This window comes from Nonomuraea jiangxiensis (assembly GCF_900099965.1).
GTDB lineage: Bacteria > Actinomycetota > Actinomycetes > Streptosporangiales > Streptosporangiaceae > Nonomuraea > Nonomuraea jiangxiensis.
This window is the reverse complement of record NZ_FNDJ01000011.1, coordinates 275,988-289,822: the sequence shown is the minus strand read 5'-3', so window position 1 is coordinate 289,822 and position 13,835 is coordinate 275,988. Positions and strand designations below refer to the sequence as shown.

The 13,835-nt window shown below is 71.2% G+C and carries 15 protein-coding genes and 2 riboswitches; of the genes, 10 read left to right on the top strand and 5 right to left on the bottom strand.

Features of this window, described 5'->3' with window-relative positions:
* Positions 1 to 19 precede the first annotated feature (19 nt).
* Positions 20 to 775: a hypothetical protein gene (locus tag BLS95_RS25045; protein ID WP_090935770.1), complete on the bottom strand. Its 756-nt coding sequence runs from the start codon at positions 773 to 775 to the stop codon at positions 20 to 22.
* Positions 776 to 883: 108 nt separating this feature from the next.
* Between BLS95_RS25045 and BLS95_RS25040 the strand changes: the two genes are divergently transcribed.
* A complete protein-coding gene (locus BLS95_RS25040; protein WP_090935767.1) occupies positions 884 to 2,905 on the top strand; it encodes an NACHT domain-containing protein in 2,022 nt (673 codons plus the stop codon).
* On the opposite strand, the gene BLS95_RS25035 is transcribed toward BLS95_RS25040, so the two are convergent.
* Positions 2,885 to 3,589 carry a FadR/GntR family transcriptional regulator gene (locus BLS95_RS25035; protein ID WP_090935765.1) on the bottom strand — a complete coding sequence of 235 codons (705 nt, stop codon included), beginning with the start codon at positions 3,587 to 3,589 and terminating at the stop codon, positions 2,885 to 2,887. The genes BLS95_RS25040 and BLS95_RS25035 overlap by 21 nt on opposite strands.
* Before the next feature lie 124 nt (positions 3,590 to 3,713).
* Here BLS95_RS25035 and BLS95_RS25030 point away from each other — a divergent pair, with 124 nt between their 5' ends.
* From BLS95_RS25030 to BLS95_RS25015, 4 genes are read left to right on the top strand one after another with little or no spacing between them, the layout of a single operon-like run.
* Positions 3,714 to 5,084: a glutamine synthetase family protein gene (locus BLS95_RS25030; RefSeq protein WP_090935763.1), complete on the top strand. Its 1,371-nt coding sequence runs from the start codon at positions 3,714 to 3,716 to the stop codon at positions 5,082 to 5,084.
* Between the two features lie 3 nt (positions 5,085 to 5,087).
* Positions 5,088 to 6,437 carry an aldehyde dehydrogenase family protein gene (locus BLS95_RS25025; RefSeq protein WP_090935760.1) on the top strand — a complete coding sequence of 450 codons (1,350 nt, stop codon included), beginning with the start codon at positions 5,088 to 5,090 and terminating at the stop codon, positions 6,435 to 6,437.
* Between the two features lie 8 nt (positions 6,438 to 6,445).
* Complete coding sequence (locus BLS95_RS25020) at positions 6,446 to 7,210, top strand: 3-oxoacyl-ACP reductase (protein ID WP_090935757.1); 765 nt, start codon at positions 6,446 to 6,448, stop codon at positions 7,208 to 7,210.
* Between the two features lie 13 nt (positions 7,211 to 7,223).
* Positions 7,224 to 7,913 (top strand): gamma-glutamyl-gamma-aminobutyrate hydrolase family protein, encoded by a 690-nt coding sequence (locus tag BLS95_RS25015; protein WP_090935754.1) that lies wholly within the window; start codon positions 7,224 to 7,226, stop codon positions 7,911 to 7,913.
* A 13-nt stretch (positions 7,914 to 7,926) separates the two neighbouring features.
* On the opposite strand, the gene BLS95_RS25010 is transcribed toward BLS95_RS25015, so the two are convergent.
* Positions 7,927 to 8,766 carry a hypothetical protein gene (locus BLS95_RS25010; protein ID WP_090935751.1) on the bottom strand — a complete coding sequence of 280 codons (840 nt, stop codon included), beginning with the start codon at positions 8,764 to 8,766 and terminating at the stop codon, positions 7,927 to 7,929.
* Between the two features lie 95 nt (positions 8,767 to 8,861).
* Positions 8,862 to 8,959, top strand: a riboswitch (glycine riboswitch).
* A riboswitch (glycine riboswitch) is annotated at positions 8,960 to 9,055 on the top strand.
* 34 nt (positions 9,056 to 9,089) lie between these two features.
* Here BLS95_RS25010 and gcvT point away from each other — a divergent pair.
* From gcvT to BLS95_RS24985, 5 genes are all read left to right on the top strand, one after another.
* Positions 9,090 to 10,175 carry a glycine cleavage system aminomethyltransferase GcvT gene (gcvT, locus tag BLS95_RS25005; RefSeq protein ID WP_090935748.1) on the top strand — a complete coding sequence of 362 codons (1,086 nt, stop codon included), beginning with the start codon at positions 9,090 to 9,092 and terminating at the stop codon, positions 10,173 to 10,175.
* Complete coding sequence (gcvH, locus tag BLS95_RS25000; protein WP_090935744.1) at positions 10,172 to 10,561, top strand: glycine cleavage system protein GcvH; 390 nt, start codon at positions 10,172 to 10,174, stop codon at positions 10,559 to 10,561. The genes gcvT and gcvH overlap by 4 nt, the downstream gene beginning before the upstream one ends.
* Positions 10,562 to 10,694: 133 nt before the next feature.
* A complete protein-coding gene (locus BLS95_RS24995; RefSeq protein ID WP_090935741.1) occupies positions 10,695 to 12,071 on the top strand; it encodes an L-serine ammonia-lyase in 1,377 nt (458 codons plus the stop codon).
* Positions 12,072 to 12,121: 50 nt separating this feature from the next.
* Positions 12,122 to 12,382, top strand: a complete 261-nt coding sequence (locus tag BLS95_RS24990) for a type II toxin-antitoxin system Phd/YefM family antitoxin (RefSeq protein WP_090935738.1) — start codon at positions 12,122 to 12,124, stop codon at positions 12,380 to 12,382.
* Complete coding sequence (locus tag BLS95_RS24985; protein WP_090935735.1) at positions 12,379 to 12,636, top strand: Txe/YoeB family addiction module toxin; 258 nt, start codon at positions 12,379 to 12,381, stop codon at positions 12,634 to 12,636. The genes BLS95_RS24990 and BLS95_RS24985 overlap by 4 nt, the downstream gene beginning before the upstream one ends.
* Before the next feature lie 19 nt (positions 12,637 to 12,655).
* Here BLS95_RS24985 and BLS95_RS24980 read toward each other — a convergent pair whose 3' ends face one another.
* Together BLS95_RS24980 and BLS95_RS24975 are read right to left on the bottom strand one after the other, a co-directional pair.
* Positions 12,656 to 13,150, bottom strand: a complete 495-nt coding sequence (locus tag BLS95_RS24980) for a hypothetical protein (protein ID WP_090935732.1) — start codon at positions 13,148 to 13,150, stop codon at positions 12,656 to 12,658.
* Positions 13,150 to 13,749 (bottom strand): DUF6286 domain-containing protein, encoded by a 600-nt coding sequence (locus tag BLS95_RS24975; protein WP_090935730.1) that lies wholly within the window; start codon positions 13,747 to 13,749, stop codon positions 13,150 to 13,152. The genes BLS95_RS24980 and BLS95_RS24975 overlap by 1 nt, the downstream gene beginning before the upstream one ends.
* Positions 13,750 to 13,835: the final 86 nt, after the last annotated feature.

Genomic DNA, 13,835 nt, shown 5'->3' with positions numbered 1-13,835 from the left:
GACCGCGGATGGCCGCCGGTCAGATATGGCGGCGACCGCGCCGGGTGGAAGGCAGGTCGTGGCGGCCGGAAAGGAACTCCTGGAAGGCGATCTTGACCTTGATGGCCGGCCGCCGCCACCGTTCCTCACGGCGGATGGCCCTGGCCAGCTTGCGCGGCGAGCGGGCGGCGAAGAACCAGCGGGCCCACGGGGAGCCCGGCCGCGCCAGTCGGATCGCGCCGACCAGCAGCATCGGCGGGACGAACAGGCCCGCCATCCCGGTCCAGATCTTGCCCTTGAGCAGCGTGATGACGGCGAGCAGCAGGTTGGCCACGATCAGCGCCGCGGGGTTGACCCAGGTGCCGTAGTCCCAGGTGAGGGGGCGCAGGCCCATGAGCAGCAGGCCGGTGACGGCGACCGCGATGAAGACCGCGTCCACCGAGGTGCGTCCCTCCTCCTCCCAGTAGACGTCGTGCAGGTGCAGGATCAGCGCGAACTCGTCCAGCACCAGCGCCGAGCCGAGGCCGAACACGCAGGCCGCGGCCACCGCCCCGGCCTGTGAGCTGGACGGGACGATGAGCCCGGAGACCCCGCCCACCAGCATCAGCACCACGCCGAACACGGCATGGTGGATGTGCATCTCACCCACGTTCACGTTGCGGAACCAGCCGATCTTCGCCCTGATCAGCCGGACGTTGATGCGGGTCGCGATGAACGCCACGATCAGCGTGACGAAGTAACAGAACAGCGGTAGCCGTCCTGTCGCGATGATGCTCTGCTGAAACCATTGCCCCATGTCCCTGAATCAGATGCTACGAGCCATCTGCCCGTTCTAGGTCACTTGCCGCCGACACCGTCGTCGTACAAGCTCAGGAAAGTGACTCGGCGCACCGTATTAGCCGCCGTGGCCCTGATCGCTCTGGTGGCGCTCAGCGCGCTGGTGGCCGGCAACCTTGATCCCAGCCAGGAGGTCGACTCGGCCGACGCCGCCCAGGTGCTGCTCGCCGTCGCGGTGGTCGCCGTGCCGCTGGTGCTGTGGATGCGGCGGCCCGCCGTGGAGGTCCCCGTGCCGGACGCCAAGGCCGCGCTGCGCGAGCTCGTACGCGCCCAGTGGCGCGAGGAGGCGGCGGCCCGCTCGCTCAACGACCCCGGCCCCATCCCCCTCGACTGGTACGCCCACGGCCGCCCCGTGGGTGACCCGGTGGCCTGGTTCCGCACCCTGAACCCGCGCCGGATGGTGATCACGGGCGGTGCGGGCACCGGAAAGACCACGCTGGCGGTGCAACTCCTGCTGGGCCTGATCGAGACGGCGCAGGAGGGCGAGCCGGTGCCGGTGATACTGCCCCTGACGGAATGGGACCTCTCCAGGTGGCCGCACCTGTCCGGCTGGCTGGCCGACCGCCTGGCCGCCCACTACCCGGGCCTGCGCTCCCCTCAGTACGGCGACGACGCCCCCGCCTGGCTGGCGCGCGGCGGCCACCTGTTACCCGTGCTCGACGGCCTGGACGAGCTGCCCGCCGCGGCCAGGTCGGAGGTCATCACGCGACTCAACAGCGGCCTCGGCGACGGCGACCAGGTGATCCTGACCTGCCGGAGACCGGAGTACGACGCGGCCGTCAGGCAGGCGGGCCGGATGCTCACGGGCGCGGCGGTGATCGTGCCCAAGGCGGTGACCCCGCGGGTGGCGGCCGACTACCTGCGCTCATCCCTCCCGAACGGCGAGGAGCGGGGCTGGCTGGACACGCTGCGGTCGGGAAAGTCCCCGGCGCTCGCGGCCGTGGCGGCCACCCCGCTCGGTTTATGGCTGCTCCGCACCGTCCACGCCGAGCACGATCCCGACCCGCGGATCACCGAAGCCGAGCTCTGGCACCACCTCCTCGACCACGTCGTCCCGGCCACGATGGCCGCCAGACCACCGGCCGGCGGCCGCTCCAGGACACCGCCGGGCCACGACACCCCCGCCCGCCCAGGTGGGGCGCCGGCAGGCGACCGCCGGTCGTCTCCTGACCCTCCCTTCCGGCCGCACCACCGCTGGAGCCCCGAGGCCGCGACGAAATGGCTGCGCACGCTGGCCTGCCAGCCGGACGTGACCTGGTGGCGGATCGCGTCCCGGCTCACCACACCCGCCGAGCGCCGCCTGCTGCCGTTCGCCGCGGGAGTGGTGCTGGCGGTCCTGACGGCGGGCCCCCTGGTCGCCGCCGGGGCCCTCTCCCGCATGACGTTCGGCACGGCCGAGCTGTGGCTGCTCGGCACGACGGGCGTGGCGCTGCCGCTGATCTTCGCCCGGGCCGCGCACACGTGGCTGGCCGACAGCCCCGGCACGGTCACCCTGCGCCGGCACCTCATGCGCAGGCCCGAGGTGCCGGCCCTGCGCGCCGGCCTGGTCACCGGCCTCGCCATCGGCCTGCCCATCGGTCTCGGCTCCTTGGAGAGCTCCACGCCCGTGGTCTCCTTGCTCACCGGCATCGTCAGCGCCGTGGCCGCCGGCCTGCCCCTGGGAACCGCCGTCTGGCTGGTGCAGTGGCTGGAACATCCGGCCCCCGACCTCTCGGCGGTCACCCCGCCCTCCTCCTGGCGGTCGGACCGGGCGCTCACCCTGGCGCGGGCACTCGGCTCACTGAGCATGGTGATCCCGCTGTCGCTGCTGCTGACCGCGGTGGGCGACTCTCAGCAGCGTGTGCCGCTCGCCTTCGCGCTCGCCTGGCTGGCCGCCATCGTCTTCGGGCTGCTCTTCGGCAGGCACCACGCCTGGGCCGTCTGCGTGATCGTCCTGTGCCGCCTGGCCCTCACCGGAAGGCTGCCGTTCCGGCTGATGCCGTTCCTGGACGACATGCACCGCCTGGGCATCCTGCGCGCGGTCGGCCCCATCTACCAGTTCCGCCACGAGCGGCTGCGCGCCCACCTGTCAGGACAGGAACGCCCTTAACAGGGCGGCCGTGCCCTCCAGATGCTCCGCCACCGCCTGCCTGGCCGCGTCCGGGTCCCCGGCGAAAATGGCGTCCGCGATGGCCCGGTGCTGGGTGGCGGCATGGTCCAGGTTGACCTGGAGCATGGGGATCGCGTTGAGCAGGTCGCTGACCCGGGAGCGGGCGTCGGCGCAGGTCGCGGTCAGCAGCGTCGAGCCGGTCAGCTCCGCGATGGACAGGTGGAAGGCCGTGTCGAGGCGGCGGTAGTCCTCCAGGGCCGCCCCGTTGAGGTCGGACAGCCTGCCGGCCAGCACGGCCCGCTGCTCCGGCGTGAGGGCGGAGGCGGCCAGCACCTGGGCCGCCCCGCACTCCACGGCCAGCCGGAACGTGAGCGCGTCCGACAGCTCGGCCATGCCCATCCTGGCCACGGCCTGGCGCAGCTCGCCGGCGTCCGGCTCGGGCGGGACGTAGGTGACGAAGGCGCCGCCGTACCGGCCGCGCCGCACGTCGAGGTAGCCCGCGTCGGACAGCGCGCGGATCGCCTCACGCAGGGTGACCCTGCTGATGCCGAGCCGGACCGCGAGCTCGCGCTCGGGAGGGAGCTTGCCGCCCGGCGGCACCACGCCGAGCTTGATCGCCTGGAGTAGCCGTTCCACGGTCTCCTCGAAGGCGTTACCGGCCCTGACCGGCCGCAACACCGTCATCAAACGCGCCGACTCGTCCAACGTGTCCTCAGGCCTTGACAAGCGATCCCGGCATACACATCAATGGTCTGAGACTAGCCCAATTAACGGGAAAGCGCGTCAGGCCAGATCGGAGCGACGTAGCGTGAGCGAGCGACAGAGCACCGGGTTCCTGTCCGCCGGCGACCTGCGCGACGAGGTCGCTTCCGGGCGCATCGACACCGTGCTCCTCGCGATCGCCGACATGCAGGGCAGGTTGCAGGGCAAGCGGCTCTCCGCGCGCTACTTTCTGGACGAGGTGCTGCACCACGGCTCCGAGGGGTGCAACTACCTGCTCGCCGTGGACGTGGACATGAACACGGTCTCCGGCTACGCCATGTCGTCCTGGGACCGGGGCTATGGCGACTTCGTGATGAAACCGGACCTGACGACGCTGCGCCGGGTGCCGTGGCAGGAGGGGACCGCGATGCTGATGGCGGACCTGGCGTGGGAGGACGGCGGCGAGGTGGCCGCCTCGCCCCGCCAGATCCTGCGCCGGCAGCTCGGCCGCCTCGCCCAGCGCGGCCTGGCCGCCTACGTCGGCACCGAGCTGGAGTTCTGCGTCTACGAGGACACCTACGAGGACGCCTGGAGGCGCGGCTACCGCGACATGTCGCCGGCCAACCTCTACAACGTCGACTACTCGCTGCTCGGCACGGCCCGCGTCGAACCGCTGCTGCGGCGGATCAGGCGCGACATGGAGGGCGCCGGCTTGTACGTCGAGTCCGCCAAGGGCGAGTGCAACCTGGGCCAGCACGAGATCGCCTTCCGCTACGACGAGGCGCTGCGAACCTGCGACAACCACTCCATCTACAAGAACGGCGCCAAGGAGATCGCCGCCCAGGAGGGCAGGTCGATCACCTTCATGGCCAAGCCGAACCAGCGCGAGGGCAACTCCTGCCACATCCACATCTCGCTCAGGAGCCTCGACGGCGACCCGGTCATGGCGGGCGAGGGACCGTACGGGCTCTCCCCGCTCGGCGCCCGCTTCATCGCCGGGCAGCTGGCCTGCATGCGCGAGCTCACCCTGATGTACGCCCCCAACATCAACTCCTACAAGCGCTACGTGCCCGGCAGCTTCGCCCCCACGACCGTCAAGTGGGGCGTCGACAACCGCACGTGCTCGCTCCGGCTGGTCGGCCATGGCCGGTCGCTGCGCGTGGAGAACCGGGTGCCGGGCGGCGACGTCAACCCGTACCTGGCGGTGTCCGCGCTGGTGGCGGCCGGGCTGCACGGCATGGACCAGGAGCTGCCGCTGGAGGGCGCCTTCGAGGGCAACGCCTACGAGTCCGGCGCCGAGACCGTGCCGCACACGCTGCGGGACGCGCTGGCGCTGTTCGAGGGGTCGAAGCTGGCCCGCGAGGCGTTCGGCGAGGAGGTGGTCGAGCACTACGCCAACAACGCGCGGGTGGAGCTGGCCGCCTTCGACGCGGCGGTGACGGACTGGGAGCTGTTCCGTGGTTTCGAGCGAATGTGACAGATGCCAATGAAGATCGTTAATCCGGCGACCGAGGACGTCATAGCCGACGTCGAGCTGGCCGACGCTGCCGAGGTCGATCGGGCCGTGGAGCGTGCCAGGAAGGCGTACGCGGCCTGGCGCGAGGTCGCGCCGGGCGACCGGGCGCGGCTGCTGCGCAGGTTCGCCGACCTGGTGGGCGAGCACGGGGCGGAGCTGGCGCGGCTGGAGCTGGCCAACGCCGGGCACCCGATCGGCAGTGCCCGCTGGGAGGCCGGCACGGTGCGCGACGTGCTGCACTTCTACGCCGGCGCCCCCGAGCGCAACCACGGCAGGCAGATCCCGGTGCCCGGTGGCGTGGACATCACGTTCCAGGAGCCGCTGGGCGTCGTGGGCGTGATCGTGCCGTGGAACTTCCCTATGCTGATCATGTCGTGGGGCGTGGCCCCCGCGCTGGCGGCGGGCAACACGGTGATCGTCAAGCCGGCCGAGTGGACTCCGCTGACGGCGCTGAGGCTGGCCGAGCTGGCCTTGGCGGCGGGCCTCCCCGAGGGGGTGCTCCAGGTGCTGCCTGGGGCAGGGGAGGTCGCCGGGGCCCGGCTGGTCGAGCACCCGCACGTGGCCAAGATCGTGTTCACCGGCTCGACCGAGGTGGGCAAGGAGATCGCCGCCAAGGCGGCGGCTCAGGTCAAGCGGATCACGCTGGAGCTGGGCGGCAAGTCCGCGAACATCGTCTTCGCGGACTCGGACCTGGAAAAGGCGGCGAAAACCGCGCCTTACGCGGTCTTCGACAACGCGGGCCAGGACTGCTGCGCCCGTTCCAGGATCCTCGTCCAGGCCGCCGTGTACGACGAGTTCATGGCCCTGCTCGCCCCGGCCGTCCAGGGCGTGCGGGTCGGCGACCCCCTCGACGAGAGCACCGAGATGGGCCCGCTGATCAGCGCCGAGCACCTCGACCGGGTGCGCGGCTTCGTCCAGGGCACCCCCTACCTTCAGGGGTCCTGCCCGGGGGGCAAGGGCTACTGGTTCCCGCCGACCGTGCTGACCCCCGAGGTCACCGACCCGGCGTTCACCGAGGAGATCTTCGGCCCGGTGGTGTCGGTGGTGCCGTTCGCGGACGAGGCGGAGGCCGTGCGGATCGCCAACGACACCCCCTACGGCCTCAGCGGCTCGATCTGGACCCGCGACGTCGGACGGGCGCTCCGCGTGGCCAGGGCGGTCGAGTCGGGCGCCCTCTCGGTGAACTCGCACTCGTCGGTGCGCTACTGGACCCCGTTCGGCGGCTTCAAGCAGTCGGGGCTCGGCAGGGAGCTCGGCCCGGACGCCCTGGCGGCGTTCACCGAGACCAAGAACGTGTTCATCTCAACGGATTGAGCAATCACATGCAGCGTTTGCAGGATCGGGTGGCCGTCATTACCGGCGCCGGCAGCGGGATCGGGCTGGCCACGGCCCGCAGGTTCGCCGCCGAGGGCGCCAAGGTGGTGTGCGCGGACATCGATGAGGAGTCCGGCGCCAAGGCCGCGAGCGAGGTCGCGGGCCTCTTCGTCAAGGCCGACGTGACGAGCGAGGACGACGTCGCCCGGATGTACGCGACGGCCCAGGAGACCTACGGCAGCGTGGACATCGCGTTCAACAACGCCGGCATCTCGCCCCCGGACGACGACTCCATCCTGGAGACCGGCATCGACGCCTGGCGCCGGGTCCAGGAGGTGAACCTGACCAGCGTCTACCTGTGCTGCAAGCACGTCATTCCTTACATGCGCCGCCAGGGCAAGGGCTCGATCATCAACACGGCGTCCTTCGTGGCGGTGATGGGCTCGGCCACCTCGCAGATCTCGTACACGGCCTCCAAGGGCGGGGTGCTGGCGATGTCGCGGGAGCTGGGCGTGCAGTTCGCCCGGGAGGGCATCAGGGTGAACGCCCTGTGCCCGGGGCCGGTGAACACGCCGCTGCTGCAGGAGTTGTTCGCCAAGGACCCGGAGCGGGCGCAGCGGCGGCTGGTGCACATCCCGGTGGGCCGCTTCGCCGAGGCCTCGGAGATCGCGGCGGCGGTGGCCTTCCTGGCCAGCGACGACGCGTCGTTCATCACGGGCAGCGAGTTCCTGGTGGACGGCGGCATCTCCGGCGCCTACGTCACGCCGTTCTAGGAGGTATCGCATCGTGCGCCGTCCCGTCATCGGCATCACGTGCTACGTCGAGCCCGCGAAGTTCACGGTGTGGGACCTGCCCGTCGCGCTGCTTCCGTACATGTACGTGGAGCAGGTCGTACGCGCCGGCGGCCAGCCCGTCGTGCTGCCCCCGGCCGGCGATCCAGGACCGGTCGTGAGCCGCCTGGACGGCCTCGTCCTGGCCGGGGGCGGCGACATCGACCCGGCCAGGTACGGCGAGCCACCGCACGACCGCACCGGCTACGTCCGCGAGTTCCGTGACGAGGCCGAGTTCACCGTGCTGCGCGCGGCCCTCGACGCGGGCCTGCCGTTCCTCGGTGTCTGCCGCGGCATGCAGGTCCTCAACGTCGCCCTCGGCGGCAGCCTGCACCAGCACCTCCCCGACGTGGTCGGGCACCAGGGCCACTCCCCGGAGCCCGGCCGCTTCGGCCACCTGCCCGTCACGCCGAGACCCGGCACCCGCCTGGCCAAGGCCCTGGGCACGGATCCCGTCACGGTCCCGCACTACCACCACCAGGCCATCGACCGCCTGGCCCCCGGGCTCGCGGTCGCCGCCACCGCCGAGGACGGCACGATCGAGGCGGTCGAGCCGGACTCCGGTGGCTTCGTCATGGCCGTGCAGTGGCACCCGGAGGCGGCCGCGGACTGCGCGCTCTTCGAGGCGCTGGTCGCCGCCTGCTGACCTGCAGGCGACGTCACCCCACCGGCCGCAGCACGCTGTCGAACACCACCGCGCCCGCGCCGTACCGCTCGTCGGCGGCGCGGCGCTGTTCCTCGGTGACCAGCCAGACGCCCACCTCCACCTGGTTCCGCAGCACGCTGGACGACGCCGTGATCATGGCCTCGCCCAGCCCGCTCTGGACCTGCTCCTGGATCGAGTTCAGCTCGGCCTCGGTGCGCCGCGCGCCGCTCACGCACAGCGCGCCGCCCCACACCTCGCGGATCCACGCCTCGCGGTCCGACAGGTCGCCGGTGAACCGCAGGTTGAGCACCAGCCGCGCCGGGTCGTTGGCGTCCGGGGAATCCGCGCCCCGCTCGCCCAGGTAGTCCTGGTCCACCCAGGCGCCCGCGAACTCCTTGGCCGTGCCGGCCCGCGCGATGGCCTGCTCCAGGGCCGGCTGCGTGGCCCTGGCCGGATCGACCGGCCGCCAGCCGCCCTCCGGCGCCGGGCACGGGCTGGAGAAGTCCTCCCCTGGCGGGGTCTCCCGCTCGGGCGCGCCCGGCGGCTCGGTGAGCGTCAGCCTGGCGCCGTCCCAGGTGCCGACCACCCGGTAGGAGCCCCACCTCACCCCGGACTGCGACTCGTGCGCCACCGCCTTCCAGTCCCAGCCGACGACGTCGGGGCCGCCGCACCGTGGCGGCAGCGACTCGGCGACCGCCGCGCAGAGCTGGGGCCCGTGTCCGTGGCCTTCGAGCACGGTCACGCTGGCCTCGTAGCGGGGCGCCGGCGCGGGCGGCGCACCGGCCCGCTGGGTGCCGCAGGAGGTGAGGGCCAGGGTGGCCGCCAGGCCGAGGGTCGCCGTACGCCGGTACATATTCGGTACGACGTCCCCGCGTTCCGGACGGTTCACCACAGACCCAAGCGCGACAAGACCCCTGTCGCGGCACTAGGCTTGACGGACATCACTGGCGAAACCGTGCGGGAGAGCGCCCTGACAGCCGGTCAGGGTCCCTGAAGGAGCAAGCCCTCCCCGCGAACCTCTCAAGGCAAAGGACCGCACGGCCGAGGTGACCTCTGGAAAGCAGGCCTGTCGGCCTCGCCGAAGGTGAAAGTCCGGTAAAAGTCGGGCGAAGCTCTCAGGCATCGATGACAGAGGGGGAGGATGCTGGCATCCAATCCTGTCCTGAGGTGCGACAAATGTCCCGACCTACACCGCTACGAGACGTTCACGAGACCCTCGGCGCCACGCTCACCGACTTCGCGGGGTGGCTCATGCCGCTCCGGTACGGGAGCGAGTCGGCGGAGCACAAGACCGTCCGCGAGGCGGCCGGGCTGTTCGACCTCTCCCACATGGGCGAGATCTTCGTGACCGGGCCACAGGCCGGGCAGGCACTGGACTACGCGCTGGTGGGCCACCTGTCGGCGCTGGCACCCGGGCGGGCCAGATACACCATGATCGTGAACGAGCGCGGCGGGGTGCTCGACGACCTCATCGTCTACCGGCTTGAGGACGAGCAGTTCATGGTCGTGGCAAATGCCTCGAACTACGAAAAAGTCGGAAATGAGCTGAAAAATCGTGCGAAGGCGTACGACGCGGTGGTCGAGGATCGCTCGGACCAGTACGCGCTGATCGCCGTCCAGGGACCCCGCTCCCAGGAGATCCTCGCCACGCTCACCGACGCCGACCTCGCCGGGCTCAAGTACTACGCGGGCCTGCCGGGGCTGGTCGACGGGCGTCAGGCACTCATCGCCCGTACCGGCTACACCGGCGAGGACGGCTTCGAGCTGTTCGTCGCCAACCAGGACGCGGTGCCGCTCTGGCACGCGCTCATGGCGGCGGGCGAGCCGCACGGGCTCAAGCCGGCGGGCCTGTCCAGCCGGGACACGCTCAGGCTGGAGGCGGGCATGCCGCTCTACGGCAACGAGCTCGGCCCGGAGCTGACCCCGTTCGACGCGGGGCTGGGCAGGGTGGTGAAATTCGACAAGCCGGGCGACTTCGTCGGCAGGTCTGCGCTCGAGGCGGTCAAGGACGACCAGCCCCGGCGCAGGCTCGTCGGCCTGGTCGCGCGGGGCCGCCGGGTGCCGCGCCACGGTTACCCGGTCACCAGAGACGGCGTCGTCGTCGGCGAGGTCACCAGCGGTGCGCCCTCCCAGAGCCTGGGCAGGCCCATCGCGATGGCCTACGTGGACGCCGGAGCCGACTCAGGCCTGGCTGTGGACATCCGGGGCAGCCATGAACCCATGGACCTGGTCGAGCTGCCCTTTTACAGGAGGAACAAGTGAGCAACATCCCCGACGAGCTGAACTACACCAAGGAACACGAGTGGGTCGCCGGCCTGGACGACGGCATCACCGTGACCGTCGGCATCACGGCCTTCGCCGCCGAGGCGCTTGGTGACGTCGTCTTCGTGCAGCTCCCCGAGGTCGGCTCGACCGTCGAGGCGGGAGAATCCATCGGCGAGGTGGAGTCCACCAAGTCGGTGAGCGAGATCTACACGCCGGTCGGCGGCGAGGTCGTCGAGGTGAACCAGGCCGTGGTGGACGACCCGAGCCTGGCCAACAGCGACCCGTACGGCGACGGCTGGATGTTCCGGGTGCGCGTGGAAGGCGACCCCGAGGACCTGCTCTCCCCCGAGGAGTACGCCGCGCTCACCGCCGGCGAGTCCTGACCCACCCGGCGAGAAACCCGCTCATCACCCCGCCGCCCCACTGTCGTTCCAGACAGCGGCAGTCGTTGAGCGGTTTCCTGCATCGGCCCGCCGGGGCTCCCGGGCCCCGGCCCCTTCTGAAGGGCGCACATCAATGGCGATCAGCGTCTTCGACCTCTTCAAGATCGGTATCGGCCCGTCGAGCTCCCACACGGGAGGCCCGATGGCGGCCGCTCACAAGTTCGCCCGCGGCCTGCACGAGGACGGCCTCCTGCCGCGAGTGGCCCGCGTCGAGGCCATCCTGTACGGCTCGCTCGGCCTGACCGGCAAGGGCCACGGCAGCGACAAGGCGGTCCTGCTGGGCCTGTCCGGCGAGAAGCCCGAGCTGGTCGACGTGGACACCGTCGAGGCCCGGGTGGCGGAGATGCGCGACACCGGCCTGATCAAGCTCTACGGGACCCACGAGATCCCCTTCGTCGTCGGCCTGGACCTCGTCTTCGAGCGCAAGATCTCCCTCCCCGAGCACCCGAACGGCATGCGCTTCACGGCCTACGACGCGGCCGGCGAGCGGGTCAGGGAGAAGGTCTACTTCTCGGTCGGCGGCGGCTTCGTCGTGGACGAGAAGGCCACCGGCGCCGACCGCATCAAGCCAGACGACACCGTCCTGCCCTACCCGTTCACCACCGGGGAGGAGCTGCTCAAGCACTGCTCCCACACGGGCCTGTCGATCTCCGCCCTGATGATGGAGAACGAGAAGGCGTTCGGCCGCACGGAGGAGGAGATCCGCTCGGGCATCCTCCACCTCTGGCACGTCATGTCGGAGTGCGTGCGGCGCGGCATCTCGAAGGAGGGCGTGCTGCCCGGCGGGCTCAAGGTCAAGCGCCGCGCCAACCAGCTGCACCGCCGCCTGCAGTCGGAGTCGGCGGAGAAGGACCCGCTGCAGGCGATCGACTGGGTGACGCTGTTCGCGCTGGCGGTCAACGAGGAGAACGCCGCCGGGGGCCGCATCGTCACCGCCCCCACCAACGGCGCCGCCGGGATCATCCCGGCCGTACTCACCTACTACACCCGCTTCATCCCGCGCGCCGACGACGACGGCGTGGTCCGCTTCCTGCTCACGGCCGCCGCGATCGGCGTGCTGTTCAAGGAGAACGCCTCGATCTCGGGCGCGGAGGTGGGCTGCCAGGGCGAGGTCGGCTCGGCCTGCTCGATGGCCTCGGCCGCCCTCACGGAGGTCCTCGGCGGCACGCCGGAGCAGGTGGAGAACGCCGCCGAGATCGGCATCGAGCACAACCTGGGCCTGACCTGCGACCCGATCGGCGGCCTGGTCCAGATCCCGTGCATCGAGCGCAACGCGGTCGCCTCCAACAAGGCGATCACGGCCGCCAGAATCGCCCTGCGCGGCGACGGCCGCCACTACGTGGCCCTGGACAAGGCCATCAAGACGATGCGCGACACCGGCCGCGACATGCTCGACAAGTACAAGGAGACCTCACGCGGCGGCCTCGCCGTCAACGTGATCGAGTGCTGACCCATCGAGTGGTACCATAATGCTGTACCACTCGAAAAGGAGCGTGGGTCGTGTCCATCACCGCCAGCGAGGCACGCCGTCGGCTGTTCCCCCTGATCGAAGAGGTCAACAACGACCGCACCGCCGTGGAGATCGTCTCCAAGAGCGGCAACGCCTACCTCGTGGCCGCGGAGGAATACGAGGCCCTTCAGGAGACGGCCTATCTGCTCCGCTCCCCCGCCAACGCGCGCCGCCTGATCGAGTCCTACCAGGAGGCGGTCGCCGGACGTTACGAGCGGCACGAGCTACCGGACGACGAGGCTGCTGGGTGAAGGTGGCTTTCACCAGCCAAGGCTGGGCGGACTACGTCCACTGGCAGACGGCCGACCGGCAGATCCTCAAGCGGATCAACCGGCTCATCGAGGACACCCTGCGCGATCCCTACGAGGGCATCGGCAAGCCCGAGCCGCTCAAATACGGACTGGCGGGCGCGTGGTCGCGACGCATCACTGACGAGCACCGCCTGGTCTATCTGGCGGTGGACGACGAGATCGTCATCCTGCAGGCCCGCTACCACTACGAGTGACAACCCGGCCATCACGTCGTCAGCGGCGCACGTGCAGGCGGACGACGGTGGGGGCGTCGTCGTCGGTGATCTCGCGGCGGATCCGGCCTACGATGTCCTGGTCCAGCTTGCTCACCACCGCACCCACGTCCGCCGTCGACGGGCAGCTCAGGCCGATGCGCAGGCCGTCCGCCCCGACCCGGACCCGCGCCCGGCCCAGGCCCTCGACGCCCTTGAGGCCGACGAAGAGCATCGCGGTGCCCGTGCCGCTGGAGTCGCCGCGGCGGCCCCAGCCCAGGCTGAGCAGCAGCCAGCGGAGCGTCACCAGGGACAGGAACACCAGGGCGGTGGCCAGCGCCCACAGCGGCCAGGGCTCCTCGGCGAGGCCCCGGTGGACGTGGGCGGGCAGGACGCGGGCGTTCGGCGGCAGGTCGAAGAAGCGGTCCTGGCCGCGTAGCCAGGCGTAGGCGCCGAGGCCCGCCAGCGTCGTGCCCACCAGGGCCAGGCCGACACGATTGCCGGCGTACTGCCGCATCACGCGCTCCTCCGCCGCAGCCGGACCACGACCTCGCCCGTGCCGAGGGTGCCGACGCCCGCCAGCCGGTCCCCCACCGCGGTGCCGACCTGCCGGAGCATCGCCCCGGAGCTCTCCGCCGAGGTCATGACGGTGACCTCGATGGTGCGCCGGCGCAGCCGTACCCGGGCGCGGTCCACCCCGGCCACCTGCTGGGCGGCGGCGCGCAGCGTGCGGCGCAGGCCGGTGCGGGTGACGCCGACGACGATCAGCGGGTCGGAGGTCTCCACCGGCACCAGCCGGCAGCGGCCGGGCACGGCCGCCAGCAGCAACATCAGCGTGCCCGCCGCCACCACCGACAGGGCGGCCTGGGACAGCTCCGGCCAGGTGGTCTTCCTCGCGAGTTCCACCGCGTCTTCCACCGGGACCCAGCCGAGCGGCGTGCCGAGCAGGCCCGACACCACCTCGGCCGCCGTCGCCCCGGACGCGGCGGCCAGCGTGAGCGAGACGAGGACCCCGGGCAGCGTGCGCGCCGGCCTGAGCACCCTGCTCGCCCTGCGCAGCCCCGTGCGCTGCGGGGTCACGGCGGCACCGGGAAGTATCTGCTGAAGCGTGGTCATCACAACGACAGACGTACATGGACCGCGGATCGTCCGGACCGCATCCTCGCCGCCGATTTGCCCGAACATTACGGGGCCGGACGTGA

What these genes read in the sequence shown, in the direction of transcription:
- BLS95_RS25045 (WP_090935770.1), bottom strand. Translation starts at nt 775, where the DNA reads ATGGGGCAATGGTTTCAGCAGAGCATCATCGCGACAGGACGGCTACCG.
- BLS95_RS25035 (WP_090935765.1), bottom strand. Translation starts at nt 3,589, where the DNA reads ATGACGGTGTTGCGGCCGGTCAGGGCCGGTAACGCCTTCGAGGAGACC.
- BLS95_RS25025 (WP_090935760.1), top strand. Translation starts at nt 5,088, where the DNA reads ATGCCAATGAAGATCGTTAATCCGGCGACCGAGGACGTCATAGCCGAC.
- BLS95_RS25020 (WP_090935757.1), top strand. Translation starts at nt 6,446, where the DNA reads ATGCAGCGTTTGCAGGATCGGGTGGCCGTCATTACCGGCGCCGGCAGC.
- BLS95_RS25010 (WP_090935751.1), bottom strand. Translation starts at nt 8,766, where the DNA reads ATGTACCGGCGTACGGCGACCCTCGGCCTGGCGGCCACCCTGGCCCTC.
- gcvT (WP_090935748.1), top strand. Translation starts at nt 9,090, where the DNA reads ATGTCCCGACCTACACCGCTACGAGACGTTCACGAGACCCTCGGCGCC.
- BLS95_RS24995 (WP_090935741.1), top strand. Translation starts at nt 10,695, where the DNA reads ATGGCGATCAGCGTCTTCGACCTCTTCAAGATCGGTATCGGCCCGTCG.
- BLS95_RS24980 (WP_090935732.1), bottom strand. Translation starts at nt 13,150, where the DNA reads ATGCGGCAGTACGCCGGCAATCGTGTCGGCCTGGCCCTGGTGGGCACG.
- BLS95_RS24975 (WP_090935730.1), bottom strand. Translation starts at nt 13,749, where the DNA reads ATGACCACGCTTCAGCAGATACTTCCCGGTGCCGCCGTGACCCCGCAG.